This is a genomic window from Solwaraspora sp. WMMD406 (assembly GCF_029626025.1).
In the GTDB taxonomy this organism is placed as follows: Bacteria; Actinomycetota; Actinomycetes; order Mycobacteriales; family Micromonosporaceae; genus Micromonospora_E.
Map to the genome: position 1 here is coordinate 1,089,568 of NZ_JARUBF010000001.1, position 20,302 is coordinate 1,109,869.

Below are 20,302 nucleotides of genomic sequence, written 5' to 3' on the forward strand. Positions count from 1 at the left end.
AAAGTTCGACCCCGACCGGGGTCACGACCGGAAGAGACCCGAGATGCCTGAGCTGTTCGAGCCCGTGACCATCGGCAAGTGGAACCTGCCCAACCGGATCGTCATGGCGCCGATGACCCGTACCCGGGCGCAGGTGGGCGGGGTGCCGAGTGAGCACGCCGCCACCTACTACCGACAGCGGGCCAGCGCCGGCCTGATCATCAGCGAAGGGGTGCAGCCCAGCGCAGTCGGGCAGGGCTACCCCAACACGCCCGGCCTGCACACGCCGGAGCAGGTCGCCGGCTGGCGGCAGGTCGCCGACGCCGTCCACGAGGCGGGCGGGCGGATCGTCGCCCAGCTGATGCACGCCGGGCGGATCGCACACCCGGACAACAAGAACGGGCTGGAGACGGTCGCGCCGAGCGCCGTCGCTGCCGAGGGCACGATGGGTACCGCCAGCGGTCAGCAGCCGTACCCGGTCCCGCGTGCGTTGACCACCGACGAGCTGCCGGCGGTGATCGACGAGTTCCGGCGGGCGGCGCAGGGGGCGGTCGACGCCGGCCTCGACGGGGTCGAGCTGCACGGCGCCAACGGCTACCTGCTGCACCAGTTCCTGGCCCCGCCGACCAACCAGCGCACCGACGGCTACGGCGGTTCGCCGGCCGCGCGCGCCCGGTTCGTCGCCGAGGCGGTCGCCGCGGTCGCGCAGGAGATCGGCCCGGAGCGGGTCGGTCTGCGGATCTCCCCGGCGAACGGCGCGAACGGGCTGGTCGAGGACGACCCGGCCGAGACCGCCGCGACCTATCGTACGCTGGTCGACGCGATCGCCCCGCTCGGCCTGGCGTACCTGCACATTTTGATCGACCCGGCGGCCCCGTTGCTGGCCGACTTGTCGGCCCGGTTCGGCGGGCCGGTCATCGTCAACACCGGGTCCGCGCAGGTCACCGACCGGGAAACCGCGCAAACCCTGGTACGCGGCGGTCAGGCGACGGCGGTCGCGGTCGGTCGGCCGTTCATCGCCAACCCCGATCTGGTACGCCGTTGGCGCGAGTCGGCACCACTGAACACGGTGGACCCGTCGACGATCTACGGCGGCGGCGCACGCGGCTACACCGACTACCCGACCCTGGACGACACCGCGCAGCGAGGCTGAGCCCAGCGCCTTCGAGCCTGAGCCTCGCGCCCTCCCCGATGCTGGCCCGGCCCGGTCGTCACGACCCGGCCGGGCCAGCATCATGGGCAGGCATCGCCAGGTCAGGCCGCCGGGACGACGGTGACTTGGGCGGTCGCCGGCATACACGAGCTGTTGTCTGGTCGTGCGGTGACCTGGGCGACGGCTCCGGCGCTGCCGGGTGCGGCGGTGATGGTGATCGGGTGTTCCCGGCTGCCGGGGCGGGTGACGGTCGGCGTGACGGTGACGCCGGGCTCACCGGTGACGGTCAGGTGCAGCGCCGGGGTGGCGGCGCAGGCCGTCACGACGAACGTCACGGTGGCCGTACCGCCTTCGGGCACGTTGACCCGCGACGGGCAGGCGACCACCATCAGGGCGGGTGGCATCGGGGCGGGGGTGAACCCGACCGGGGCCGAGTCGGCGGTGGCGGCCGGGGAGACGGTGACGACCCGGGCGAAGGCGGTGTGGCGCGGGATGGTGGTGTTGCCGTCGCGCAGCGCCGGGTGGTCCTGCGGGACACTGATGCCGTACGGGGCGGTGGTGTCGCTGCCGACCAGGTGGTTGTTGATGTAGAACTCGACGCGGGCGATCGTCCCGGTGGTGGTGCTGGCCTCGGCGGTCATCTGGATCGCGCAGACCGCCGGGACATAGCTGCCGTCGAGTGGGCTGGTCAGCGTCACCTCGGGGGCTGGACCTGGGCCGGGGTCCGTCCCGTCGCACGGTTGACCGTTGATCGTGCAGTCCGGCTCCTGGTAGCTGCCGGTCCAGGTGGCGACGTACCCGATAGAAATCGAGCGCCCGGCACCGATGGTCTTGTTCCAGGTGCCCGGCGTGGCGGTGGCGGTGTTGCCGTCGAGCGTCCAGGTGGCGTTCCAACCTTGCTGGAAGGTGTGGCCGGCCGGCAGGGTGAGGGCCAGGGTCCAGCCGGTGACCGCCGTGTCGCAGGTGTTGGTCAGGACGATGTTGTTGGCGACGCCGCCGCTGTCGGGTCCGGTGTTCCAGGTGGTGGGCTGGAACTCGATGGTCAGGCAGTTGTCCTGGCTGGCGACGCCGGTGGTCGGATTGGCCTGGGCGGGTGCGCCGGTCACGGTGGCGGCGGCGCTGGCGGCCAGGGCCAGGGCGGCTGCCGCGCTGGCCGCCGTCCGCCACCAGCGGTGGTGGTGGGCCGGTCTGCGACGATCATCGGTACGGTGTGCCGATCGGATTGACAGAAGCGACATTGGTGATGTTCTCCTTCGATCCCGTGGTGCCCGCCGGCCCGCGCACACTACGTCCCCTGTTCCCACATCATTACATTTATGTAAACCAATGTGTAGTGGGTCGCTGACGAGGAGTCGCCGGTCGGCGACCCGGTCTCGGACATGCCGGCAACCCGACCCGCATGCTGGCCGGACATGCCGTACGTCGTGTCGAGCCGTGGTCGCCGTGGTGATCTATGGCGCGCGTGTCATGCTGTGGCCGCCGGTCGCGGTGGCGACGGCTGTGTTGGGCCTGGTGAGGTGATCATGAAAAGCCGTGTCGCGCCCTGCGAGCCCCTGAACTGCGAAAACGCGCGAAAGGGCGATCGGCGCCCCTCCGCCTACGGTGGAGCTGCGAAGGAGGTAGGTCAGAAGCCACGTCGCCCAAGGGCGCATTGAGACGCGTTCGTGACGTCCATTTGGATGTAGTCCTTATCCTGCCCAAGTCGGCGATACTCTGGAGGGCTTGGGAGAATGATCGGATGCGCGCTATCTGACGGGCGCTCGGCGTGTCGAGTCGATCCGGCGCAGTGGATCATGGGGCTAGACTGGGCGTGACGGGCTGCGCGATCCGCGTCACGGGGCAGCTCGTGTTCACCAGCTGCGTGAGCGGGTGGTGCTGCCTTCTGGTGAGGTGAAGGCTACCGGTTGCGATCAACAGCGCTGCTACCTGCCCCGGCCACAGTGGAGGTGCGGACAAGCGGACCGGCCGCCGTGGTGGTTGCTGATCACCGGCGGCCGATCCGCCCGTTCAGGCGTGCGTCAGTTGAACATCCACAGGTGGTAGTAGCCCTGCTGGTCTTCGATGTCCCACTCGTAGCGGCAGCTGTAGTAACGCCAGGTGCCGGCGGCGGTGAGGCTCTCGCCGAAGTACCGGCAGGCGTCTAGGGTGTAGTAGGTGCCGAAGTGGTAGTTGTTGGGGGTGTTGTACGCCGTCGTCTGAGCGGCGGACTGCGCGGTGCTCGGCGCGGCCTGGGTCGGGGCGGCGAAGGCGGCCAGCAGTGCCCCGCTGGCGCAGGCGATCGCGAGGGCAGTACGGACGGTACGCATGGATTTCGTCCGTGGTGGGGAGCACTTCTCCTTCAAAATAGGTGATCTTCGATCAGCCTAGGGCGGGTTCCAACGAGGTTTCCGGCATCCGCGTAACCCCTCCAACCCGTCGATCGCGCGCCAACTCGCCGTGATTGACACGGATCACTGCGTGTTGGTATCCGCGAGCATCTTCGGGTCGACGCCTGATCCGAGAAGGACGCCAGCGCTATTTCCATGATCGTCCGCGCCGAGGTGAGGCTCATCCACGCTACGAGTCGCTTGAGACGTAGATGAGCCTCACCTCGGTGAGCGTGGCAAGGTCCCAGCCGGCGATCGCCGTCAGGTGAGGTGTGTGGTGGTGGTCAGTCGGACGATCGGTCGGCGACGTAGGTGCCCCGGCCTGGCTGGCCGATGATCAAATCGCGCTCGTGGAGCAGTGACAACGCGCGGTACGCGGTGGCCAGAGCGCCATGAACGGATGCGCCTGAGCTGACACCCGCTCGGCGCGTCGAGTCGATCAGCCGCAGTGGATCATGAAACCCCGCCGAGCCCTACGGCTTGCGCATCCACGTCGCCGGATCGGTGACGTAGACGCCTTTGCCCTGGTGGCGGTCGATCACCTCAAGTGCTTCGAGTCGTACGAAGACGAGGCGGATCGTCGACGGGCTGACGTCGTGCTGCTTGCACAACTCCGCAATCGACGGAAGCTTGTCGCCCGGCTTGAGCTTGCCGCGCTTCACGTCCTCTTGGATCTTATTCGAAATCTTGAAATAGTCGGGCAAAACCGGCATAGCGCTCCCTCGCGTGGCACCTGCGATTTGATCACGCCTCCTATGTGTGAAGCAAGATGTAGGCAACGATCACGCGAAAGTTGACAACCGCACCTTCTGTACCTAAGTTCGAAGCACGATCGCTTCCTCGCGTGGCAACGATGGAGCGCTCGTGCCCTGGTCGGGGCGGGCTTGACCTGCGGCTTCCCGCCCCGACCTCGAAATCGACCTTTGTCCAGGCAGCACCTGACGAGAACCCCGCAGACGACCAGCAAAACCCGCGACAAGCTGCGAAACCAGGAGCACCGACCACCCCACCAGGGCGGCTCCGTGGCCGTACTCGCCGAATGAGGCTGCGGTTGCGGGGCAGGGGCGGCCCGTCCGCGACGAGTGAGCTCCCGCTCAGCAGTCCTTCCCGGGCGGGCGGGCCGCCCCATCCAGCAACGCCCCATCCAGCAGACCCCGCTCGGCGTACCCCCGAACTTGGAAGAGGTGAACCCCCACGATGCGCAACCTTCTCCACCGGATCTTCAACCGACCCAGCCGGCGACTCGCCCGGATCAGTCCACCGCACGTGAGCACCGAGGCGCGCCGGATCCGCAACGTCGGCGCGTTCCGCCGGCCGCCGCTGCGGCCCCGGATCACCGCCGGCCAGGTCCGGGACCGGCAGTTCAACCAGGTACGGCGTGGGCTGGATCCGACCGAGGTGTACGCCTTCCTGCACCGGGTCGCCGAAGACGTCGCCGACCTGCGCGACGAGGTGCAACGTACCCGCGACGAGAACATGCGGATCAAGCATGCGCTGCGCGACTGGCAGACCCGGCACACCGTGCAGCCGTACGCCTCATGACCGTCGTCGACTGCACCACCTGCGCCGGCCGGCGGTTCGTCGAGAACGACCGTACCGCCGAGCTTGACACCTGCCCCAAGTGTGGCCAGGCCGGACAGCTGCGTACCCAGGTGGTGTTGACCGTCGCCAACCTGGACACCGGCGTCGTCGCCTCGGCCGACGTCACGCCCGGCATGATCGGACCCGAGCCGGCCCCTGGCGGCGGCTGGCGGATCCCGCTCGCGCCGCTCGTCGCCGACCTCGCCACCCAGGCCGGGGTCGCCCCGGCGACGCTGCGCGGCCTCGAACTCGCCGACCGTCGACCCGGCTCCGACTCCGGCTCCGACTCCGGCTCCGGCTCCGACCGCGCCCTGGCGTTGTCGCTGCCGCCCGACTGGCACCCGGACCTGCCGCAACCGGAGCGGGCCGCCGGGGAAGCGCAGGCGTCCGCCGCCACCTGGTTCCATGCTTGGCGGGTGTTCCTCGGCCGGACCGAGGCACCCGCCCCGACCAGCCACGACGAACTGTTGCGCCGGCTGCGCGTCACCGCCGACCAGCTCTGTCTCGACCTGGTGGTGGAAGCCCGCTGGCACGCCGACGCGCCGATCCTCAACTGGGACATCCGCTTCGAGACGCCGGGTGCCGGGGTGCCGCACCGCCAACGCGGGTACGCCGACGACCTGCCCACCGCCGTCGACCGTACCTCCATCATGGATGCGCTCGGCGGCCTGGCCGACCGGTCGCTGACCGCCCCGGCGCACTACCTGCAGCCCGACCGCCGCTCCCCGCTGCCGCCCGACGACATTGATGTCGACCAGCTCGAACGGCGCATCCTGGCAGACTGCGGCGACGGGCCGACAGCGACCGACTCGGGTCGGGGCGACAGCGGCGACGATGAGGCGGCGCCGGCCGGCGCGCAGGCGATTTGGCGCGACGGTCGCTGGCGGCACACCACGCTGCGGCGCATCCCCGACCCGTGGGCGGCCAGCCTGAAGCGTGCGCCGACGTTGTGCCGAACCTGGCAGCCGCCGATGCCACCCTGGATCGGCGAACCGATCCCGGGTGTGCCCTGCCACGACTGCTCGGCCACCGGCTGGCGGCATCCGGTGCTCACCTGCCGGCGCTGCGGCGGCCACGGCCGGCTCTACCGGGGGGCGGTCGTCACCGTCACCGACCTGCGCGGCCGGGTCGTCCACGCCGACTGGCGACCGACCGACGACAGCGATGACGACGACACCGCCGTCACGATCGACAAGACGGCGGTACGGCTACCCGAGCGGTTCCGGCTCGCCGCACTGGCCGGCGGATTCGGCGTACGGCCGGTGGACCTGCTCGACCTCACCGAGGAACAGGTGGTGTCGCGGTATCTGCGCGACGGCGTCGTGCCGATCGTCGCCGGCGGCGAGTCGGCGTCCGTCCCGGCGTCCGTCCCAGCGTCCGTCCCGGCTACGGCCACGGACCCGATTCGGCGGTACGTGACAGCAGCCGCCGCCGGTCGGCCCGGTGCCCGACTGTTGGTGCACGCCACCGACTGGTCCGACGTGCCCGACTTTGACGCCTTCGCCAAGCTGGTGCTCGGGCTCGGGCTGGCGGTCCGGGTCACCGCGCGGGACCTGCGGCACCATGCCGACGATCCGACGATGACCGACGATGTCTGCTGGGAGATCGGCGCGGTGCCGCCGGTGCACCGTGGCGTGCCGCACGCGATCGCCGCCTGCCTGCGCTACCTGGAGTTGGCGGTGACCGACGCGTTGCCGGTCGAGGCGCACCACCCGGTGCCGGTGCCGCAGCAGCCGGTGCCGCCCGAGCTGCCCGACCTGGTCGGCCGGCTCGGCGAGCTGGCCGCCACGTACCCGGGGGAGGTGGTCGCCGCCCACCTCGACCACGCCGGCTGCCAACTCTGGGTCGACCCCGTCCGCCGCTGACCATGTCCCCGACTGGGACGCAGGCTGGCGGCGAACGGCGGTGGATCTAGAAGGATCTGGCCGGTATACCGACCAGAATCCTTCTAGATCACGATGTCTGAGTGCCCGGACCGGATGGACGTCTCCGGCCCAGGACGCATCGCCCTGGGCCGGAGTGGTACGGGTGTGTCCGTGCTGACTGATCAGACTTCCATCAGGCGTCGATCGAACGTCGATCAGACGAAGTTCACGTCACTGCACCACATGTACGCCTGGTCGAGGTGCGAGGCCTGCCAGATGACGAAAAGGACGTGGTGTCCCCGGTAGTTGCCGGAGGTCGAGACGTTGAAACTGATGTTCTGCGACGGTGCGTACCGCCCGGTCGTCGCGACAAGATCGAGGTTTCCCCATCCAAGGGTCTGGGTAGCAGGGTTGAACCCGTTCTTGCTCACATAGACCCGGAAGTAGTCCGCACCGTGGCTGGCCTGGTCGTACAGGTGGACGGTGAAGTTGCGGTTGACGTTGGTCGTCTTCCACGCGCCCGGCCGGTTCAGGCTGTTGTTGCGGGATAGCCCGTTGCTGCAGAGCTGTCCGTCGGGCGTACGGGCCTGGAACTGTCCACCGAGACCGTCCCGAAGGGCGCTCATCCAGTTCCACATGGTGTCCGGGTTGGCCTGGAAGGCCTGGTAGCACATGGGGTCCTGCTGCTGCATGGCCGGGTTCATGTGCTGGTGACCCCAGGCCTGCCAGCACTGGTAGGCGCGGCTGGCCGGGTTGATGATCGTCCCGTGGGCCTGGGCCGCGCCGGTGAACGGCAGCATGCCGGCGACCAGGGCGAACAGCAGGACGAGTGCCCGCAGGGATTGCCGACGGGCCGCTGGCCGGGATCGCCGGCCAGTCTGATCGAGCGTGGGTGATGGCACTGTGCGTCTCCGTTCTTCGGCACAAGATCGGTACGGGAGCGCTCCCATTCGAGCATCGCACATATCCGTCAATCCATCAACAGTCGTCAATTGATATCGCGTGCGGTGAGTTGATCAATGAGTCAGGTTTGAGCGCTTCTCATGATCAGTCGTAGGTAGACGTCGTGCGAATGCGCCACTCAGTGATCACGTTCACGATGCCGTACCTGCGGCAGGTGCGACCGCTACCGCGTTGGGCACCCAACAGTGCGGGCCGGGGTCGACCCACGCCCACAAGGGCCTGGCGCGCTGCTCGCCCCGCGTTGCTGGCCGAGCCTGCCGTCACTCTCCGTGGTTGAAATCTGGGTAGCCAATTTGAAGTCTTCGCCCGCGAACTTCAACTGTCGGCGACCTGAGGTGGGCTAGGCTTGCGATCGACCCGGAACTTTTGAAGTATCGAGCGATCGGCATGAAAACGGTGGACCCTGCGGTGTTCGCATCGTCGCCGGTCGGGCGGTTGGTCCCGATCAGCGGCCACGACACGCGGTATGGCGAGCCGTACCAACACGTCGCGTTCCTGCCGGATCCCCTGCCGACCCGACTGGAGTTGACCCAGGAGACCGTGTGGGACGTGACCGCGGCGACCGCGGCCGTCGCCCGGCTCGATCAAGCTGCGATCGGGCTGCCCAACCCGATGCTCCTGGCTCGACCGGCGATTCGCCGCGAGGCGGTCAGCACGTCGGCGATCGAAGGCACCTACGCCACCCTCGACGAAGTCCTCGAAGCCGACCTGGTCGACACGCGGGAGATCTCACCGGCGGTCGCGGAGGTGACCAACTACGTCCGGGCGGCCGAGCTGGCGTACGAGTGGATCAAGGACCGGCCGATCACCATCGGTATGCTCCGCCACCTGCAGAAGGTGCTCGTCACAGGGACCCCAGGTGAGACGGCCGATGCCGGAGACGTACGCACCATCCAGGTCTTTATCGGTCTGCGCGGCGGTCGGGTGCAGGACGCCCGCTTCGTGCCGCCGCCGCCCGGCGATCAACTCACCGCAGGCTTCGAAGCCTGGCAGTCTTGGATCAACACCACCGGCGACTTTCCACTCGTCGTCAAGATGGCACTCGGCCACTACCAGTTCGAGACGCTCCATCCGTTCAACGACGGCAACGGGCGGCTCGGTCGACTGGTCTGTGTCCTTCAACTCGCCAGGCAAGGTGAACTGCGCGTACCGGTCCTGAACCTCTCGCCGTGGCTGGAAGCACGCCGACGGGAATACCAGGATCATCTGCTCCGGGTCAGCATGACCGGCGACTTCGATCCCTGGATCCGCTTCTTCGCCGAGGCGGTACGCGCGCAGGCCGTCGCGGCCAACGAGCGCATCGACGCGCTGCTCCACTGGCGAGACTCGGCGCTGCGGCGGCTCGACGACGCCAACGTACGCGGCGTCGCCGTCCAGATCGTCGAGAACCTGATCGGCTACCCGATGATCACGCCGACCGCCGCCGCCCGGATGTACGGCCTGTCGTACCAGGCGGTCAACGCCGCCATCCGACGCCTCGCCGTGTTGGACATCCTGCAGGAGTGGACCGGTCGCCGGTACGCCCGGCTGTTCGCCGCCCGCGACGTCCTCCGCATCCTCGCCACCTGACCGCCGCCAGCGGCCCGCGCACCTCGGGATAGAGCCGGCGGCGTCCCGCCGCTACCGACGTTCGAGCGCCCGCCGGAACTCGGTCCGATCCACCTGGGGCAGTGCGCCGAACCGACCATGTAGGTAGGCGCTCTCCAGGTTCTGGGACGTGCGGACACGTTCGCCGGCGAACTCGGCGAGCGCGCTGAGTCTGGTCGATCCGTCCGGCCGTTTCTCGGTCAGCCAGACCTCGTCGCGATTGAGGTGGTTGAGGAGGCTGGTGTCATGTGAGGTGAAGATCAATTGAGCGCCGTACGGGTTGATTGTCCGACTACGAAAGACTCGCAGCAGCTCGGCTGACAGTGTCGGGTGCAGCCTGGCGCTCACCTGGTCGAGGACGACGATCGAACCGCTTTGCAGGGCGGTCAGCACCGGCCCGATCAGAGCGGACCAGACCTTGATCTCCGAGCCAAGCATCTGGATGCGCAGGATGTCGCTGACGAAAGTTGTCACCAGTGGCTCGTCGAAACGACGTGCGACAGACAGGGCCAAGGTCCGTGCCGTCAGCAGCTTGCGGATGCCAGACAGCCCACCCAGTCCACGCTGCAGCTTCAGCTCGGATCCTTCTCGCTCGAAGATGCGGCGGCGCTTCTTCTGCGGGTAGTGGAAGAGGCCTTCGTACAACACGCTGCGCCGGTCGAGCTCGACGATGTATTCGAAACGGACGTCGTCGACCGTGGTTTCAATGACGAATTCGCTGGACCCGGACGATCCTGTAGCGAAAGCGAACGGCTCCACCGGGATGTCGTCTTCCCAGAGGCGCACTGAGTCGGCGACGGCATCGCGCAGCCAGGCGAGTGCGCCGACCACGTTGGACTTGCCGGCGGCGTTCGGCCCGTAGACCGCCGCCAGCGTCAACAGCTCCTCGCCGAGATTAGGGGCAGGCCGAGCTGCTTCCCGATCGTGGTCCACCGCCACCATCGACAGCTCGACGCCCTCGGCGATCGAGCGGTGGTTGCTGGCTTCGAACCTGATCAGCACGTGACCACGCTACCGCTGACTTCGTGGCCGAGGTGGGTAGCGTACGGCGTCAGGTTCGCCGGTGGGTCGGGCGTACGGCCGGGGTCAGGCGGTCTTGCGTTCGGTGGTCTTCTTCGCGGCGGTCTTGCGGGCGGTGGTCTTCTTCGCGGCGGTCTTGCGGGCGGTGGTCTTCTTCTGCGCGTCGGTCGACTTCCGCGCCTGCCCGGTCTTCTTGGCCGCCGGTTGCTTGCCGTCGTCGGACGCGGTCTTCTTGGCCGGCGCGTCTTGCTTCGCCGGCGCGGCCTTCTTCGCGGTGGTCTTCTTCTGCGCCGGCTGCCCGGTCTTCTTGGCCGGGGCAGCCTTCTTCTCGGTTGGAGCCGGGGCGGCGGCCTTGGCGGACTTCGCTGACTTGGCCGAGGTGATCGGGGTCGGCTCGGCCGGCTCCCGGTCGGCGTCGGCTGCCCGGTGGTCGCCGTCGCCGTCGGCCGACTCGCCACGCGCCACCCGGGCCCGTTCGACCGAGGCGCGCAGCGCGGCCATCAGGTCGACGGCGGCGGCCGGGGCTTCCTCTTCCTCCTCCGGGGCGACGATTTCCCGGCCTTCGACCTTGGCGTCGATGACCTCCTGCAACGCGGTCCGGTAGTCGTCGGTGTACTCGTCCGGGGCGAACTCGCCGGCCATCGAGTCGATCAGCGAGGCGGCCATCGCCAACTCGGGCGGGCGGACCTGGATGTCGTCGTCCAGGAAGCCGAACGACGCCTGCCGGATCTCGTCCGGCCAGAGCATCGTGTTGAGGACCAGCACGTTGTCGCGTACCCGCAGGGTGGCCAGCTGCTCGCGTTGCCGGATGGCGACCTTGACGATCGCCACCCGGTCCGAGTCGGCCAGGGCGTCGCGCAGCAACACGTACGGCTTGGTGGCCGTGCCTTCCGGCTCCAGGTAGTAGGCCTTGTTGTAGAGCATCGGGTCGACCTGGTCGGCCGGCACGAACTGCAGCACGTCGATCGCGCGGGAGGTGCTCAGCGGCAGGTCCGCGAAGTCCTCGTCGGTCAGGATCACCATCTCGCCGCCGCCGAGGTCGTAGCCCTTGGCGATGTCGTCGTAGCTGACCTCTTCGCCGTCGACCGAGCAGACCCGCTTGTAGCGGATCCGTCCGCCGTCTTCGCGGTGCACCTGGTGGAACCGGATGTCCTTCTCCTCGGTCGCGGAGTACAGGCGTACCCCGATCGAGACGAGGCCGAACGACACCGCGCCTTTCCAGATCGCGCGCATGGCTGATCCCCTTCACCGCCACCGTCGGCCGCTGACCTGCCCCGCCCTTCCCCAAGGCCAAGATCACCAGATCAGCCGGTGTTGATCCAGGATCGCATCCGATGGAACTGAGCGCGACCGGTTCGTTGCGGGTTTTAGAGTGGGCGGTGTGCCGGGTGGACCGCTGCGGCCGATGCTCGCGACGACCGGGGAGCTGCCCACAGGCCCCGGCTGGCGGTACGAGTTCAAATGGGACGGCGTGCGTGCTTTGGCCGATATCTCCGGTGGCGGTCAGCGGCTCTACGCCCGCTCCGGATCCGAGATCACCCTCGCCTACCCGGAGCTGGTCGGGCTGCCCCGGACCCTGGACGACGCGCTGCTCGACGGGGAGATGGTGCTGCTCGACGCAGCCGGCCGGCCGTCGTTCACCGCGCTCGCCGAACGGATGCACGTCCGCGACCCGGTCCGCGCCGCGGCGTTGGCGGCCACCGCCCCCGCCACCTACATGATCTTCGACCTGCTGCGGCTGCGCGGTGCCGACCTGACCGGCTGGCCGTACCGGGACCGGCGGCACGCCCTCGAATCCCTCGGCCTGGCCGGCCCGGCGTGGGCCGTACCGCCGAGTTTCGCCGACGGCCCGGCCACCCGCGACGCCGCCGCCGAACACGGCCTGGAAGGCGTGGTCGCCAAACGGTACGACGCGATCTATCGGCCCGGCGCCCGCAGCCTCGACTGGGTCAAGGTCAAAATCGAGCTGACCAGGGATTTCGTGGTCGGTGGTTGGCGGCCCGGTGCCCGCCGGATCGGTGGCCTGCTGGTCGGGGTGCCGCGCCGCGACCCCGCCACCGGAGCGCCGACCGGCGGCCTGCGATTCACCGGCCGGGTCGGCGGCGGCATCGGGGCCGCCGCCGAACGCGCCCTGCTGTCGGCGCTGGAACCGCTGCGAACCGACACGTCACCGTTTGGCCCGGCGCTGCCACGCGAGGATGCCCGAGGCGCGATCTGGGTACGACCCGAGGTGGTGATCGAGGTCAAGTACGGCCAGCAGACCCCGGACGGTCGACTCCGGTTCCCGCGATTCCTGCGGATCCGTCCCGACGTGCTGGCCACCGACGTCAGCGAGGAGGACGCCGATGCCGGCTGACAGCGGTCGGAGTGCGGGTGGACGCAAGGCTGGCGGTCCCGGCGGTACGGGCGGGCGGATCAAGGTCGAGGTGGCCGGCCGTGCCCTTGAGCTATCCAACCTGGACAAGGTGCTCTATCCGGGCGCGGGGTTCACCAAGGGTGAGGTGATCGACTACTACACCCGGGTCTCCGCCGCCCTGCTGCCGCACCTGGCCGGCCGGGCGCTCACCCGGATCCGCTACCCCAACGGCGTCGACGGGCAGTTCTTCTTCGAGAAGAACGCCCCGGCCAGCACACCGGACTGGGTCCGTACCGAACGGCTGCCCACTCCCGGCTCGTCCCGAGGCCGCGAGGAGATCGACTTCGTGGTCGCCGACGATCTGCCCACCCTGGTCTGGCTGGCCAACCTGGCCGCCCTCGAACTGCACACCCCGCAATGGCGGGTCGGCGCCGACCCGGACCTGCTCGTCGTCGACCTCGACCCGGGCGCACCCGCCGGCATCGACGAATGCTGCGCCGTGGCGATCATGATCCGTGACCGGTTCGCCGACGACGGCATAGCCTGCTACCCCAAGACCTCCGGCCGTAAAGGTATGCAGCTCAGCGCCCCGGTAGCGGCCGAACAATCCGCCGACGAGATCTCCGGGTACGTCAAACGGGTCGCCGAGGAGCTGGAACGCCGCTCGCCGAAGACGATCACCTCGAAGATGGCCAAACGGCTGCGCCCCGGTCGGATCTTCATCGACTGGAGTCAGAACAACGCGGCCAAGACGACGGTCGCGCCGTACTCGCTGCGGGCCGGCCCGGTGCCCGCCGCCTCGACCCCACTGACCTGGACCGAGGTGGAGGCCGCCGCCGCCGGCGAGCCGGGCGTCGTCCGCCAGTTCACCGCCGCCGAGGTCCTGGACCGGCTCGACGAGTACGGCGACCTGCTCGCCGACCTGCTGGCGGCCGGTCCCCGGGTGCCCGCCGCAGACCGCTGACCTGATCAGGGCAGGGCCGGACCGAGGACGTCGTCGGCGTCGACGATCGTGTACGCGTACCCCTGCTCGGCGAGGAACCGCTGCCGGTGCGCGGCGTACTCGGTGTCGATGGTGTCCCGCGACACCACCGTGTAGAAGTGCGCCTGCCGGCCGTCGGCCTTGGGCCGCAGCACCCGACCCAGCCGCTGCGCCTCCTCCTGCCGGGAGCCGAACGTGCCGGACACCTGGATCGCGACCGCCGCCTCCGGCAGGTCGATCGAGAAGTTCCCCACCTTCGAGATGATCAACGTCGGGATCTCGCCCTGCCGGAACGCGTCGAACAGCCGTTCCCGCTCCTTGTTTGTGGTCGACCCCTGCACGATCGGCGCGTCCAGATATTCGCCGAGCTGATGCAACTGGTCGATGTACGCGCCGATCACCAGCGTCTGGTCGCCCCGGTGCCGGTCGACCAGCGCCTTCACCACCGGCAACTTGGTGCGGGCCGTCGCGGCCACCCGGTAGCGCTCGTCCGCCTCGGTCACCGCGTACCCCATCCGCTCCGCGTCGGTGAGGGTGACCCGGACCTCGACGCACTCGGCCGGCGCGATCCAGCCCTGTGCCTCGATGTCCTTCCACGGCGCGTCGTAGCGTTTCGGCCCGATCAGCGAGAAGACATCCCCTTCCCGGCCGTCCTCGCGGACCAGGGTGGCGGTCAACCCGAGCCGGCGGCGGGCCTGCAGATCGGCGGTGAACCGGAAGATCGGCGCCGGCAGCAGATGCACCTCGTCGTAGATGACCAGGCCCCAGTCGCGGGCGCCGAACAGGTCCAGGTGGGTGAAGGCGCCGCCGCGCCGCGAGGTCAGCACCTGGTACGTGGCGATGGTGACCGGCCGGATCTCCTTGCGTTCGCCGGAGTATTCGCCGATCTCGTCCTCGGTCAGCGACGTGCGCGCGACCAGCTCCCGCTTCCACTGCCGGCCGGCGACCGTGTTGGTCACCAGGATCAGCGTGGTCGCCTTGGCCTGCGCCATCGCCGCCGCGCCGACCAGGGTCTTGCCGGCACCGCAGGGCAGCACCACCACGCCGGAGCCGCCGGCCCAGAACTGCTCGACCGCCTCCCGCTGGTAGGACCGCAGCGTCCAGCCGGGTCGGCCGTCGTCGCCGGCGGTGTCCAGCTCGATCGGGTGCGCCTCACCGTCGACGTAGCCGGCCAGGTCCTCGGCCGGCCAACCCAGCTTGAGCAGGCCCTGCTTGAGCCGGCCCCGCTCCGACGGGTGCACCGCCACCGTGTCGGCGTCGATCTTCGCGCCGAACATGCCGGCCAGCTTCTTGCTCTTGGTCACCTCGACGAGTACGGCGCGGTCGCTGGCGCGCAGCACCAACCCGTGCACGGGATCGTTGGCCAGCTGCAGCCGGCCGTACCGGTCCATGGTTTCGGCGACGTCGACCAGCAGCGCGTGCGGCACCGGGTAGCGGGAGAACTTGAGCAGCGCGTCGACGACGCCTTCGGCGTCGTGCCCGGCCGCCCGGGCGTTCCACAGACCGAGCGGGGTCAGTCGGTAGGTGTGGATGTGTTCGGGGGAGCGTTCCAACTCGGCGAACGGCGCGATCGCCATCCGACAGGCGGTGGCGTCCGGATGATCGACCTCCAGGAGCAGAGTCTTGTCCGACTGGACGATCAGCGGTCCATTGCTCACTGTCAGTGTCCCCCTTCAGGTCGACCTACCAGTCTGACACGTTCCACCAGCGGTGCGAGGGGATGTCGTGACCTACGCCACTGTCCGGGTAACGATCCAGAGAATCGCTCGTTTCCCGCAACCGGTCGGGCCGCCCAGGCGTCGTTATCCATGGTGACTGTCTCGGTGGACAGCGCCACGCTGGTCGGCACGACAGTGAACGCGTTCGATCCGCAGTGCCATCCGGTACGGGCAGGAGAGGCAGCCCGTACGGCAGGTGGCGGCGGGCGGAGCAACGGGGGCGAGCGGTTCACGCCAGCCGTGCCGTACCAGGTGGTGGCCGCCGTCCGCCAGCGACTCTCCGGCTGGCGGACGGCGACCACCACGTGATGACCCCGCGCTGTCCGCCATGACCCCGCGCTGTCCGCGCCGTCTGTCGCGTGGTGGGGGTGCGGGCCGCCGTCAGCGGCCGGTGGCGTCCTCGGCGTCGGTCAGCTTCCCGGCGTCGGTCAGCTTCCCGGCGTCGGTCAGCTCCTCGGGGCGGCGATCGACTTGCGGCGGTGCAGCGGCATCGGCACCATGACCGGCTCGGTCGGCTGGCCGTCGAGCAGGATCTCCACCGCGTGGCGGCCCATCTGTTCGTGCGGCAGGGCGGCGGTGAACAGGCCGGGGCGCAGCCAACTGGCGATCGGGTCGTCGTCGAACGACACGATCGAGATGTCGTCGGGGATGGTGTGACCGGCGTCGGCGATCGCCTGGTACGCGCCGAAGGCGAGCCGGTCGTTCATGCAGATCACGGCGGTGGGCCGATCGGGTTCGCCGAGCAGGCTCCGCATGGCGGTGTAGCCGTGCTCGGGCAGCCATTCCCGGCAGAACGGTTCGGCGTACAGGGTCGTGTCGGCGGCGGCCAGCGCGTGCCGGATGCCCCGGAGCCGGGCCTCGGCGGCCAGGGAGACCTCCGGGTCGCGTTCCTTGAGCCGGTTGCGTCCGAGGAGGGCGATCCGTTCCCGGTGACCGTGTCGCAGCAGCGCCTCGGTCACCGCCCGACCGGCCAGCTCGTCGTCGGGCAGTACGCACGGCAGCTCGTCGGGGCTGGTGGCGTTGAGTAGCACGACCGGGCCGCCGAGGATGGTCGGTGGCACGGTCAGCCGTCGGGTGGCCATGGCGGCGTAGATCACTCCATCGACCTGACGGTCCAGCATCGCCTCGATGGCGTACCGCTCGAACGTGGCGTCACCTTGGGTTTCGGTGATCAGCAGCACGTGGTCGCGCTCCCGGGCGGCGTCCAGCGCGCCTCGGATCAGCCCACCCGCAAAACGGGTAGTTGCCACAATGTCGGATACGAAGGCAATCGTGGCGGTTTTCCTGGTACGAAGACTTCGTGCCGCAACATTCGGCCGGTAGCCGAGTTCTTCGGCGGCGGCAAAGACCCGCTGATGCGCCTCGACGGAGAGACGCGTTCCCTCACGCCCGTTGAGCACCATCGACGCTGCGGTCTTGGACAGGCCGGCGCGCCGGGCGACGTCCGCCAACGTTGCCCGGTTCCGTCCCGTTGATCCGCTGGATGGGGGTGCTTTGTCCACAGGATTTGCCTCCGCCGGTCTTGCTCATCCTCCATGATGCGCCAGCGGATGAGGGGTGGCCGGTCGGCGGATCGCTGCCAGGCTGCTCAGTGGCGGTGGCCGGCCGATCGCTCCCACGTGGGCGGTCGGCCGAGGCGTGAACGAGCCGTTTTCGGACTGTTGCCAACTGGTCCTTGACACCGGCGAGCTTCGCGGACCATGCTCTGATAAATCAGTTTAGCTAAGCATCCCGGCGTCAGTTGCTGTCCTCCGCCGTCGCGACCTGCCAGTCTGGATTGAGGGCGGACGCTCGAGACGGGAGGCGGTCATGACGGTCAGCGGCGAGACCGGTCAGTCGCACCGGCCGACCGGTTTGTCGGTCGCACCGGTGGTCTCCCGGGCCACGATGTTCTGGTACACGTTCGCGGCGACCCTGCTCGCCGGCTGGTTCCTGTTCGGGTGGCTCGTGCTGCGGCAGGGCTTCGTCGACTCGGTCGGCGAGGCGCTCGGCACCGCCTCGGCGCTCTTGCTGACCATTTCGGTCGTCGAAGCCGCCCGCCGTCACCGGGCACGCGGCGCCGCGTCCGAACGGTGACGCACTCACGGCGGTGACGATGTCGGTCGTCGTGCGATCGCCGCCAGAGTCCCGGGACGTCTCGACGTCAGTCGTGGACCACGGCGGCGGTCACCCGCTGCAACGCGAACGTATGCAGGGTCTCGGTCCGTTCGTCCTCCGCCCGTAGGTAGCCCCCACCGATCGACACCGGACGGACCAGTCGGGACGCGGCGGCACCATGGGCGTCGACGTACCCCACCCAGACCATCGAACGGTCCCGGATCGCCTGCTGCAGCACCGCCAACGCCTGAGAGTGGGCCTGCACCGGGGTCAACCCGTCGACCGGCCGGCCGTTCGCGGCGCGTACCGGATCAGGGGCCCGGCGCGCCGCCCGCGCCGCCGCCTCCCCGTCGCGCAACTGCTCGACCAGGCCGGCGAGCCGTGGCCTGGTCAACGTCGGCGCGGCCAGCGGATCCGTGGCCCACAACGTCACCGGGTGCCGGTGCGGTGCCCGCCGTACCCGAGGTCGCCGCCGCACCGTCGCCCCCGAGCCGTCCTCCGCCATCGGGGCGTACCCCGCCTCCCGCAACGACTCCAGCAGACGAGCGACCGGCGCCGCCGCGACCAGGACCGTCGGCGCCAGCCGGCGCAACGACAGGGCGGCCAACCGCCGATCGGCCAGCACCTCGGCCACCAGCGCCTCGTCGTCGCTGCGCAGATAGCCGCCGGCCGACCCGATCCGCAAGCCGCCGTGGGTCCGCGCGGCGTCGTCGATCAGATAGGTCAGTGCCTGCGGGATCGGCGTACGGGACCGCCGGGCGAACATCTCATGCAGATCGTCGGCCTGGTAGCCGGCGTCGAGCGCCCGCCGCACGCTGGCCGGCGTGACCCGGTAGACGCTCGCCGCCCCGGTCGACTCCGGCTCGGCCACCGACTCCAGCTCGGTGGTCAGCGCCGGCTCCGGCGGCCCCGGCACCACCACCGTCAGATCGGCCTGCACCAGAACGTGGTCGACCGGTGCCGGCAGCAGGGCGTCCAGCGCCCGCTCGACCGGCGACGCCTCGCCCCGATGTTCGCGTTCGGTCGCCCGTACGCCGAGTGGGTCGTCGTCGGCTGGGCCACCCGCCGCCCGGCTGTCACCGGCGAGCAGCAACCGGCCGTACGTGGTCAAGGCTCCCAACCCGGTCAGACCGAGCTGCGCGGCTTCGGTGAGCACCTCCCGATGCACCTCGTCCCCACGTCCCCGGCTGCGCCGGGGGGACTGCCAGGTCAGCCGGGTCAGCACCTCGTCGGTGTCCGGTGCCGCGCCGGGCTCCAGCCCGGCCAGCACCGCCAGCACGGTCCGGCGTACGGCCGGCACCCCGGCCCGCTCGACCTCGACCGATCGTGGCGTGATCGGCCGGCCCCGGTCGTCACGCTGGCCGATCAGACTCGCCCGCCGGGTCATCGCCAGCCATGCCTCGGCGAGTTGCTCCCACCGTCGGGCCGGCGGTCCGGCCAGCCAGCGGTCGTAGCCTGACGTCGGCAGCACCTGCTGATCGACCGAGGACCGGGCGGCCGTCCCAGGGGCCTCGGCCTCACCGAGCAGACCCGCCGCGTAGCTGATCTCGATCAGCAGGCCGGTGAGGCTCTCGCTGATCCCGCCGGACCGGGCCAGCCGGCGTACGTCCCGGACCCCGATTCCGCCGGTACGCAGCAGCAGAGCCGGCTCGCCGGCCAGCGACTCCAGCAGCCCGGCGGTGTGTCGGACCAGCTCCGTGGCCTGCCCGGCGCCGGTCAGGTCGACGGTCTTCGGATCCCGGCCGGCCGGTTCGATCGGCGGCGGCTCGGGCCGCAGCGGGCCGAGCGGGCCGGTGTCCCGGCGCAGCAGCACCCCCACCTCCCGGGGCAGCTCGACCGCCTGACCACCACCGGCGGTCGCCGGCCCGTCGGTGACCACGGCGAGCAGACCGGCTTCGACCAGCCAACGTACCGGGCTCACCCCGTCCGCCGGTGTGCCGACGCCAGCGGCGGTGCCGGTGCCCGTCGTGGCGCCGGCGCGGGCGCTCGTCGCCGCGTCCGCGCTGACCGTGCCGGCGCTGACTGTGCCGGCGCTGACCGTGCCGGCGCTGACCGTGCCGATCGGCGGACCTGCCGCCAGCCGGTCCAGCACGGCGCGCGCCGACGGCGGCGCGCTGAGCACCGTGCGGCGCAACTGAGCCGGGTCGGCACAGCATCGCGCCACCTGCGGATCCAACTCGGCCGCCGGTCGGCCCAGCCCGGCCAGGTACGGCGAACACGCGTCGTCGACCCCGCCGGCCACCCGCAGCCGCTGCGCCGTTCCGTACACCAGGCAGCGGGCCGACAGCCGGTCCAACGCCGCCCTGACCTGCGCGGCGCTCGCCCCGGCACCCGGTACGGCCGCCAACGCCAGCACCGCGTCGACCGAGGTGAGTCCGTCCGCCGGATCCCGGGTCAGCCGCGCCCCGTCCAGGATTCGCAGGGTGAACTCGTCCAGGTCGTCGAGGGCGCGAGCGGTCGACACCCGGGACTGCGCCCGGGCGGCGAGAGTGGTCAGGTCGGTCGGGACCGGCACGACCAGATCGGGTCGCAGCCGCAGCAGTTCGCCCAGCTCGGCGTCGGAGCGGGCGCGCAGGTGGTCGACGAGTGTGGTGGCCATGGTTCTTCCACGCTAGCCTCCCGAACGGCTCAGCCG

Annotated in this window: 17 protein-coding genes; 8 read left to right on the forward strand and 9 right to left on the reverse strand. The window is 69.9% G+C overall.

Going from position 1 to position 20,302, the window contains the following annotated elements; genetic code table 11:
- Window positions 1-43 precede the first annotated feature (43 nt).
- A complete protein-coding gene (locus O7632_RS04900; RefSeq protein WP_278111788.1) occupies window positions 44-1,132 on the forward strand; it encodes an alkene reductase in 1,089 nt (362 codons plus the stop codon).
- A gap of 101 nt (window positions 1,133-1,233) precedes the next feature.
- On the opposite strand, the gene O7632_RS04905 is transcribed toward O7632_RS04900, so the two are convergent.
- The 3 genes from O7632_RS04905 to O7632_RS04915 all read right to left on the reverse strand — a co-directional run bounded on the left by O7632_RS04905 (window position 1,234) and on the right by O7632_RS04915 (window position 4,211).
- Window positions 1,234-2,370, reverse strand: coding sequence for a cellulose binding domain-containing protein (locus O7632_RS04905; protein WP_278111789.1), 1,137 nt, complete (start codon window positions 2,368-2,370; stop codon window positions 1,234-1,236).
- Between the two features lie 780 nt (window positions 2,371-3,150).
- On the reverse strand, window positions 3,151-3,438 hold the full coding sequence (locus tag O7632_RS04910) for a hypothetical protein (protein ID WP_278111790.1): 288 nt from the start codon (window positions 3,436-3,438) through the stop codon (window positions 3,151-3,153).
- Window positions 3,439-3,971: 533 nt separating this feature from the next.
- Window positions 3,972-4,211, reverse strand: a complete 240-nt coding sequence (locus tag O7632_RS04915) for a winged helix-turn-helix domain-containing protein (RefSeq protein ID WP_278111791.1) — start codon at window positions 4,209-4,211, stop codon at window positions 3,972-3,974.
- A 484-nt stretch (window positions 4,212-4,695) separates the two neighbouring features.
- On the opposite strand from O7632_RS04915, the gene O7632_RS04920 reads away from it, so the two are divergent.
- Window positions 4,696-5,040 carry a DivIVA domain-containing protein gene (locus O7632_RS04920; protein WP_278111792.1) on the forward strand — a complete coding sequence of 115 codons (345 nt, stop codon included), beginning with the start codon at window positions 4,696-4,698 and terminating at the stop codon, window positions 5,038-5,040.
- The gene (locus tag O7632_RS04925; RefSeq protein WP_278111793.1) at window positions 5,037-6,944 is read left to right on the forward strand and encodes a hypothetical protein; all 1,908 of its coding nucleotides are present in this window, start codon (window positions 5,037-5,039) and stop codon (window positions 6,942-6,944) included. The genes O7632_RS04920 and O7632_RS04925 overlap by 4 nt, the downstream gene beginning before the upstream one ends.
- A gap of 215 nt (window positions 6,945-7,159) precedes the next feature.
- On the opposite strand, the gene O7632_RS04930 is transcribed toward O7632_RS04925, so the two are convergent.
- A complete protein-coding gene (locus tag O7632_RS04930; protein WP_278111794.1) occupies window positions 7,160-7,846 on the reverse strand; it encodes a lytic polysaccharide monooxygenase in 687 nt (228 codons plus the stop codon).
- 469 nt (window positions 7,847-8,315) lie between these two features.
- On the opposite strand from O7632_RS04930, the gene O7632_RS04935 reads away from it, so the two are divergent.
- The gene (locus O7632_RS04935) at window positions 8,316-9,476 is read left to right on the forward strand and encodes a Fic/DOC family N-terminal domain-containing protein (RefSeq protein ID WP_278111795.1); all 1,161 of its coding nucleotides are present in this window, start codon (window positions 8,316-8,318) and stop codon (window positions 9,474-9,476) included.
- Between the two features lie 51 nt (window positions 9,477-9,527).
- Here O7632_RS04935 and O7632_RS04940 read toward each other — a convergent pair whose 3' ends face one another.
- Both O7632_RS04940 and O7632_RS04945 read right to left on the reverse strand, forming a co-directional pair.
- Window positions 9,528-10,436, reverse strand: coding sequence for an ATP-binding protein (locus tag O7632_RS04940; protein WP_278111796.1), 909 nt, complete (start codon window positions 10,434-10,436; stop codon window positions 9,528-9,530).
- 144 nt (window positions 10,437-10,580) lie between these two features.
- Window positions 10,581-11,747, reverse strand: coding sequence for a Ku protein (locus O7632_RS04945; protein WP_278111797.1), 1,167 nt, complete (start codon window positions 11,745-11,747; stop codon window positions 10,581-10,583).
- Between the two features lie 148 nt (window positions 11,748-11,895).
- Between O7632_RS04945 and ligD (O7632_RS04950) the strand changes: the two genes are divergently transcribed.
- Both ligD (O7632_RS04950) and ligD (O7632_RS04955) read left to right on the forward strand, forming a co-directional pair.
- A complete protein-coding gene (gene ligD / locus O7632_RS04950) occupies window positions 11,896-12,870 on the forward strand; it encodes a non-homologous end-joining DNA ligase (protein WP_278111798.1) in 975 nt (324 codons plus the stop codon).
- On the forward strand, window positions 12,860-13,834 hold the full coding sequence (gene ligD, locus O7632_RS04955) for a non-homologous end-joining DNA ligase (RefSeq protein ID WP_278111799.1): 975 nt from the start codon (window positions 12,860-12,862) through the stop codon (window positions 13,832-13,834). Before ligD (O7632_RS04950) ends, ligD (O7632_RS04955) begins: the two co-directional genes overlap by 11 nt.
- A 5-nt stretch (window positions 13,835-13,839) precedes the next feature.
- On the opposite strand, the gene O7632_RS04960 is transcribed toward ligD (O7632_RS04955), so the two are convergent.
- Complete coding sequence (locus O7632_RS04960; protein WP_278111800.1) at window positions 13,840-15,510, reverse strand: DNA repair helicase XPB; 1,671 nt, start codon at window positions 15,508-15,510, stop codon at window positions 13,840-13,842.
- Window positions 15,511-15,675: 165 nt separating this feature from the next.
- Here O7632_RS04960 and O7632_RS04965 point away from each other — a divergent pair, with 165 nt between their 5' ends.
- Window positions 15,676-15,879 carry a hypothetical protein gene (locus O7632_RS04965; RefSeq protein WP_278111801.1) on the forward strand — a complete coding sequence of 68 codons (204 nt, stop codon included), beginning with the start codon at window positions 15,676-15,678 and terminating at the stop codon, window positions 15,877-15,879.
- 137 nt (window positions 15,880-16,016) lie between these two features.
- Here O7632_RS04965 and O7632_RS04970 read toward each other — a convergent pair whose 3' ends face one another.
- Entirely contained in the window at window positions 16,017-17,021 is a 1,005-nt protein-coding gene (locus O7632_RS04970) for a LacI family DNA-binding transcriptional regulator (protein ID WP_278111802.1), read from the reverse strand.
- A 436-nt stretch (window positions 17,022-17,457) separates the two neighbouring features.
- Here O7632_RS04970 and O7632_RS04975 point away from each other — a divergent pair, with 436 nt between their 5' ends.
- Window positions 17,458-17,646: a hypothetical protein gene (locus O7632_RS04975; protein ID WP_278119834.1), complete on the forward strand. Its 189-nt coding sequence runs from the start codon at window positions 17,458-17,460 to the stop codon at window positions 17,644-17,646.
- Window positions 17,647-17,713: 67 nt separating this feature from the next.
- Here O7632_RS04975 and O7632_RS04980 read toward each other — a convergent pair whose 3' ends face one another.
- Entirely contained in the window at window positions 17,714-20,266 is a 2,553-nt protein-coding gene (locus O7632_RS04980) for a helicase-associated domain-containing protein (protein ID WP_278111803.1), read from the reverse strand.
- Between the last annotated feature and the right edge of the window lie 36 nt (window positions 20,267-20,302).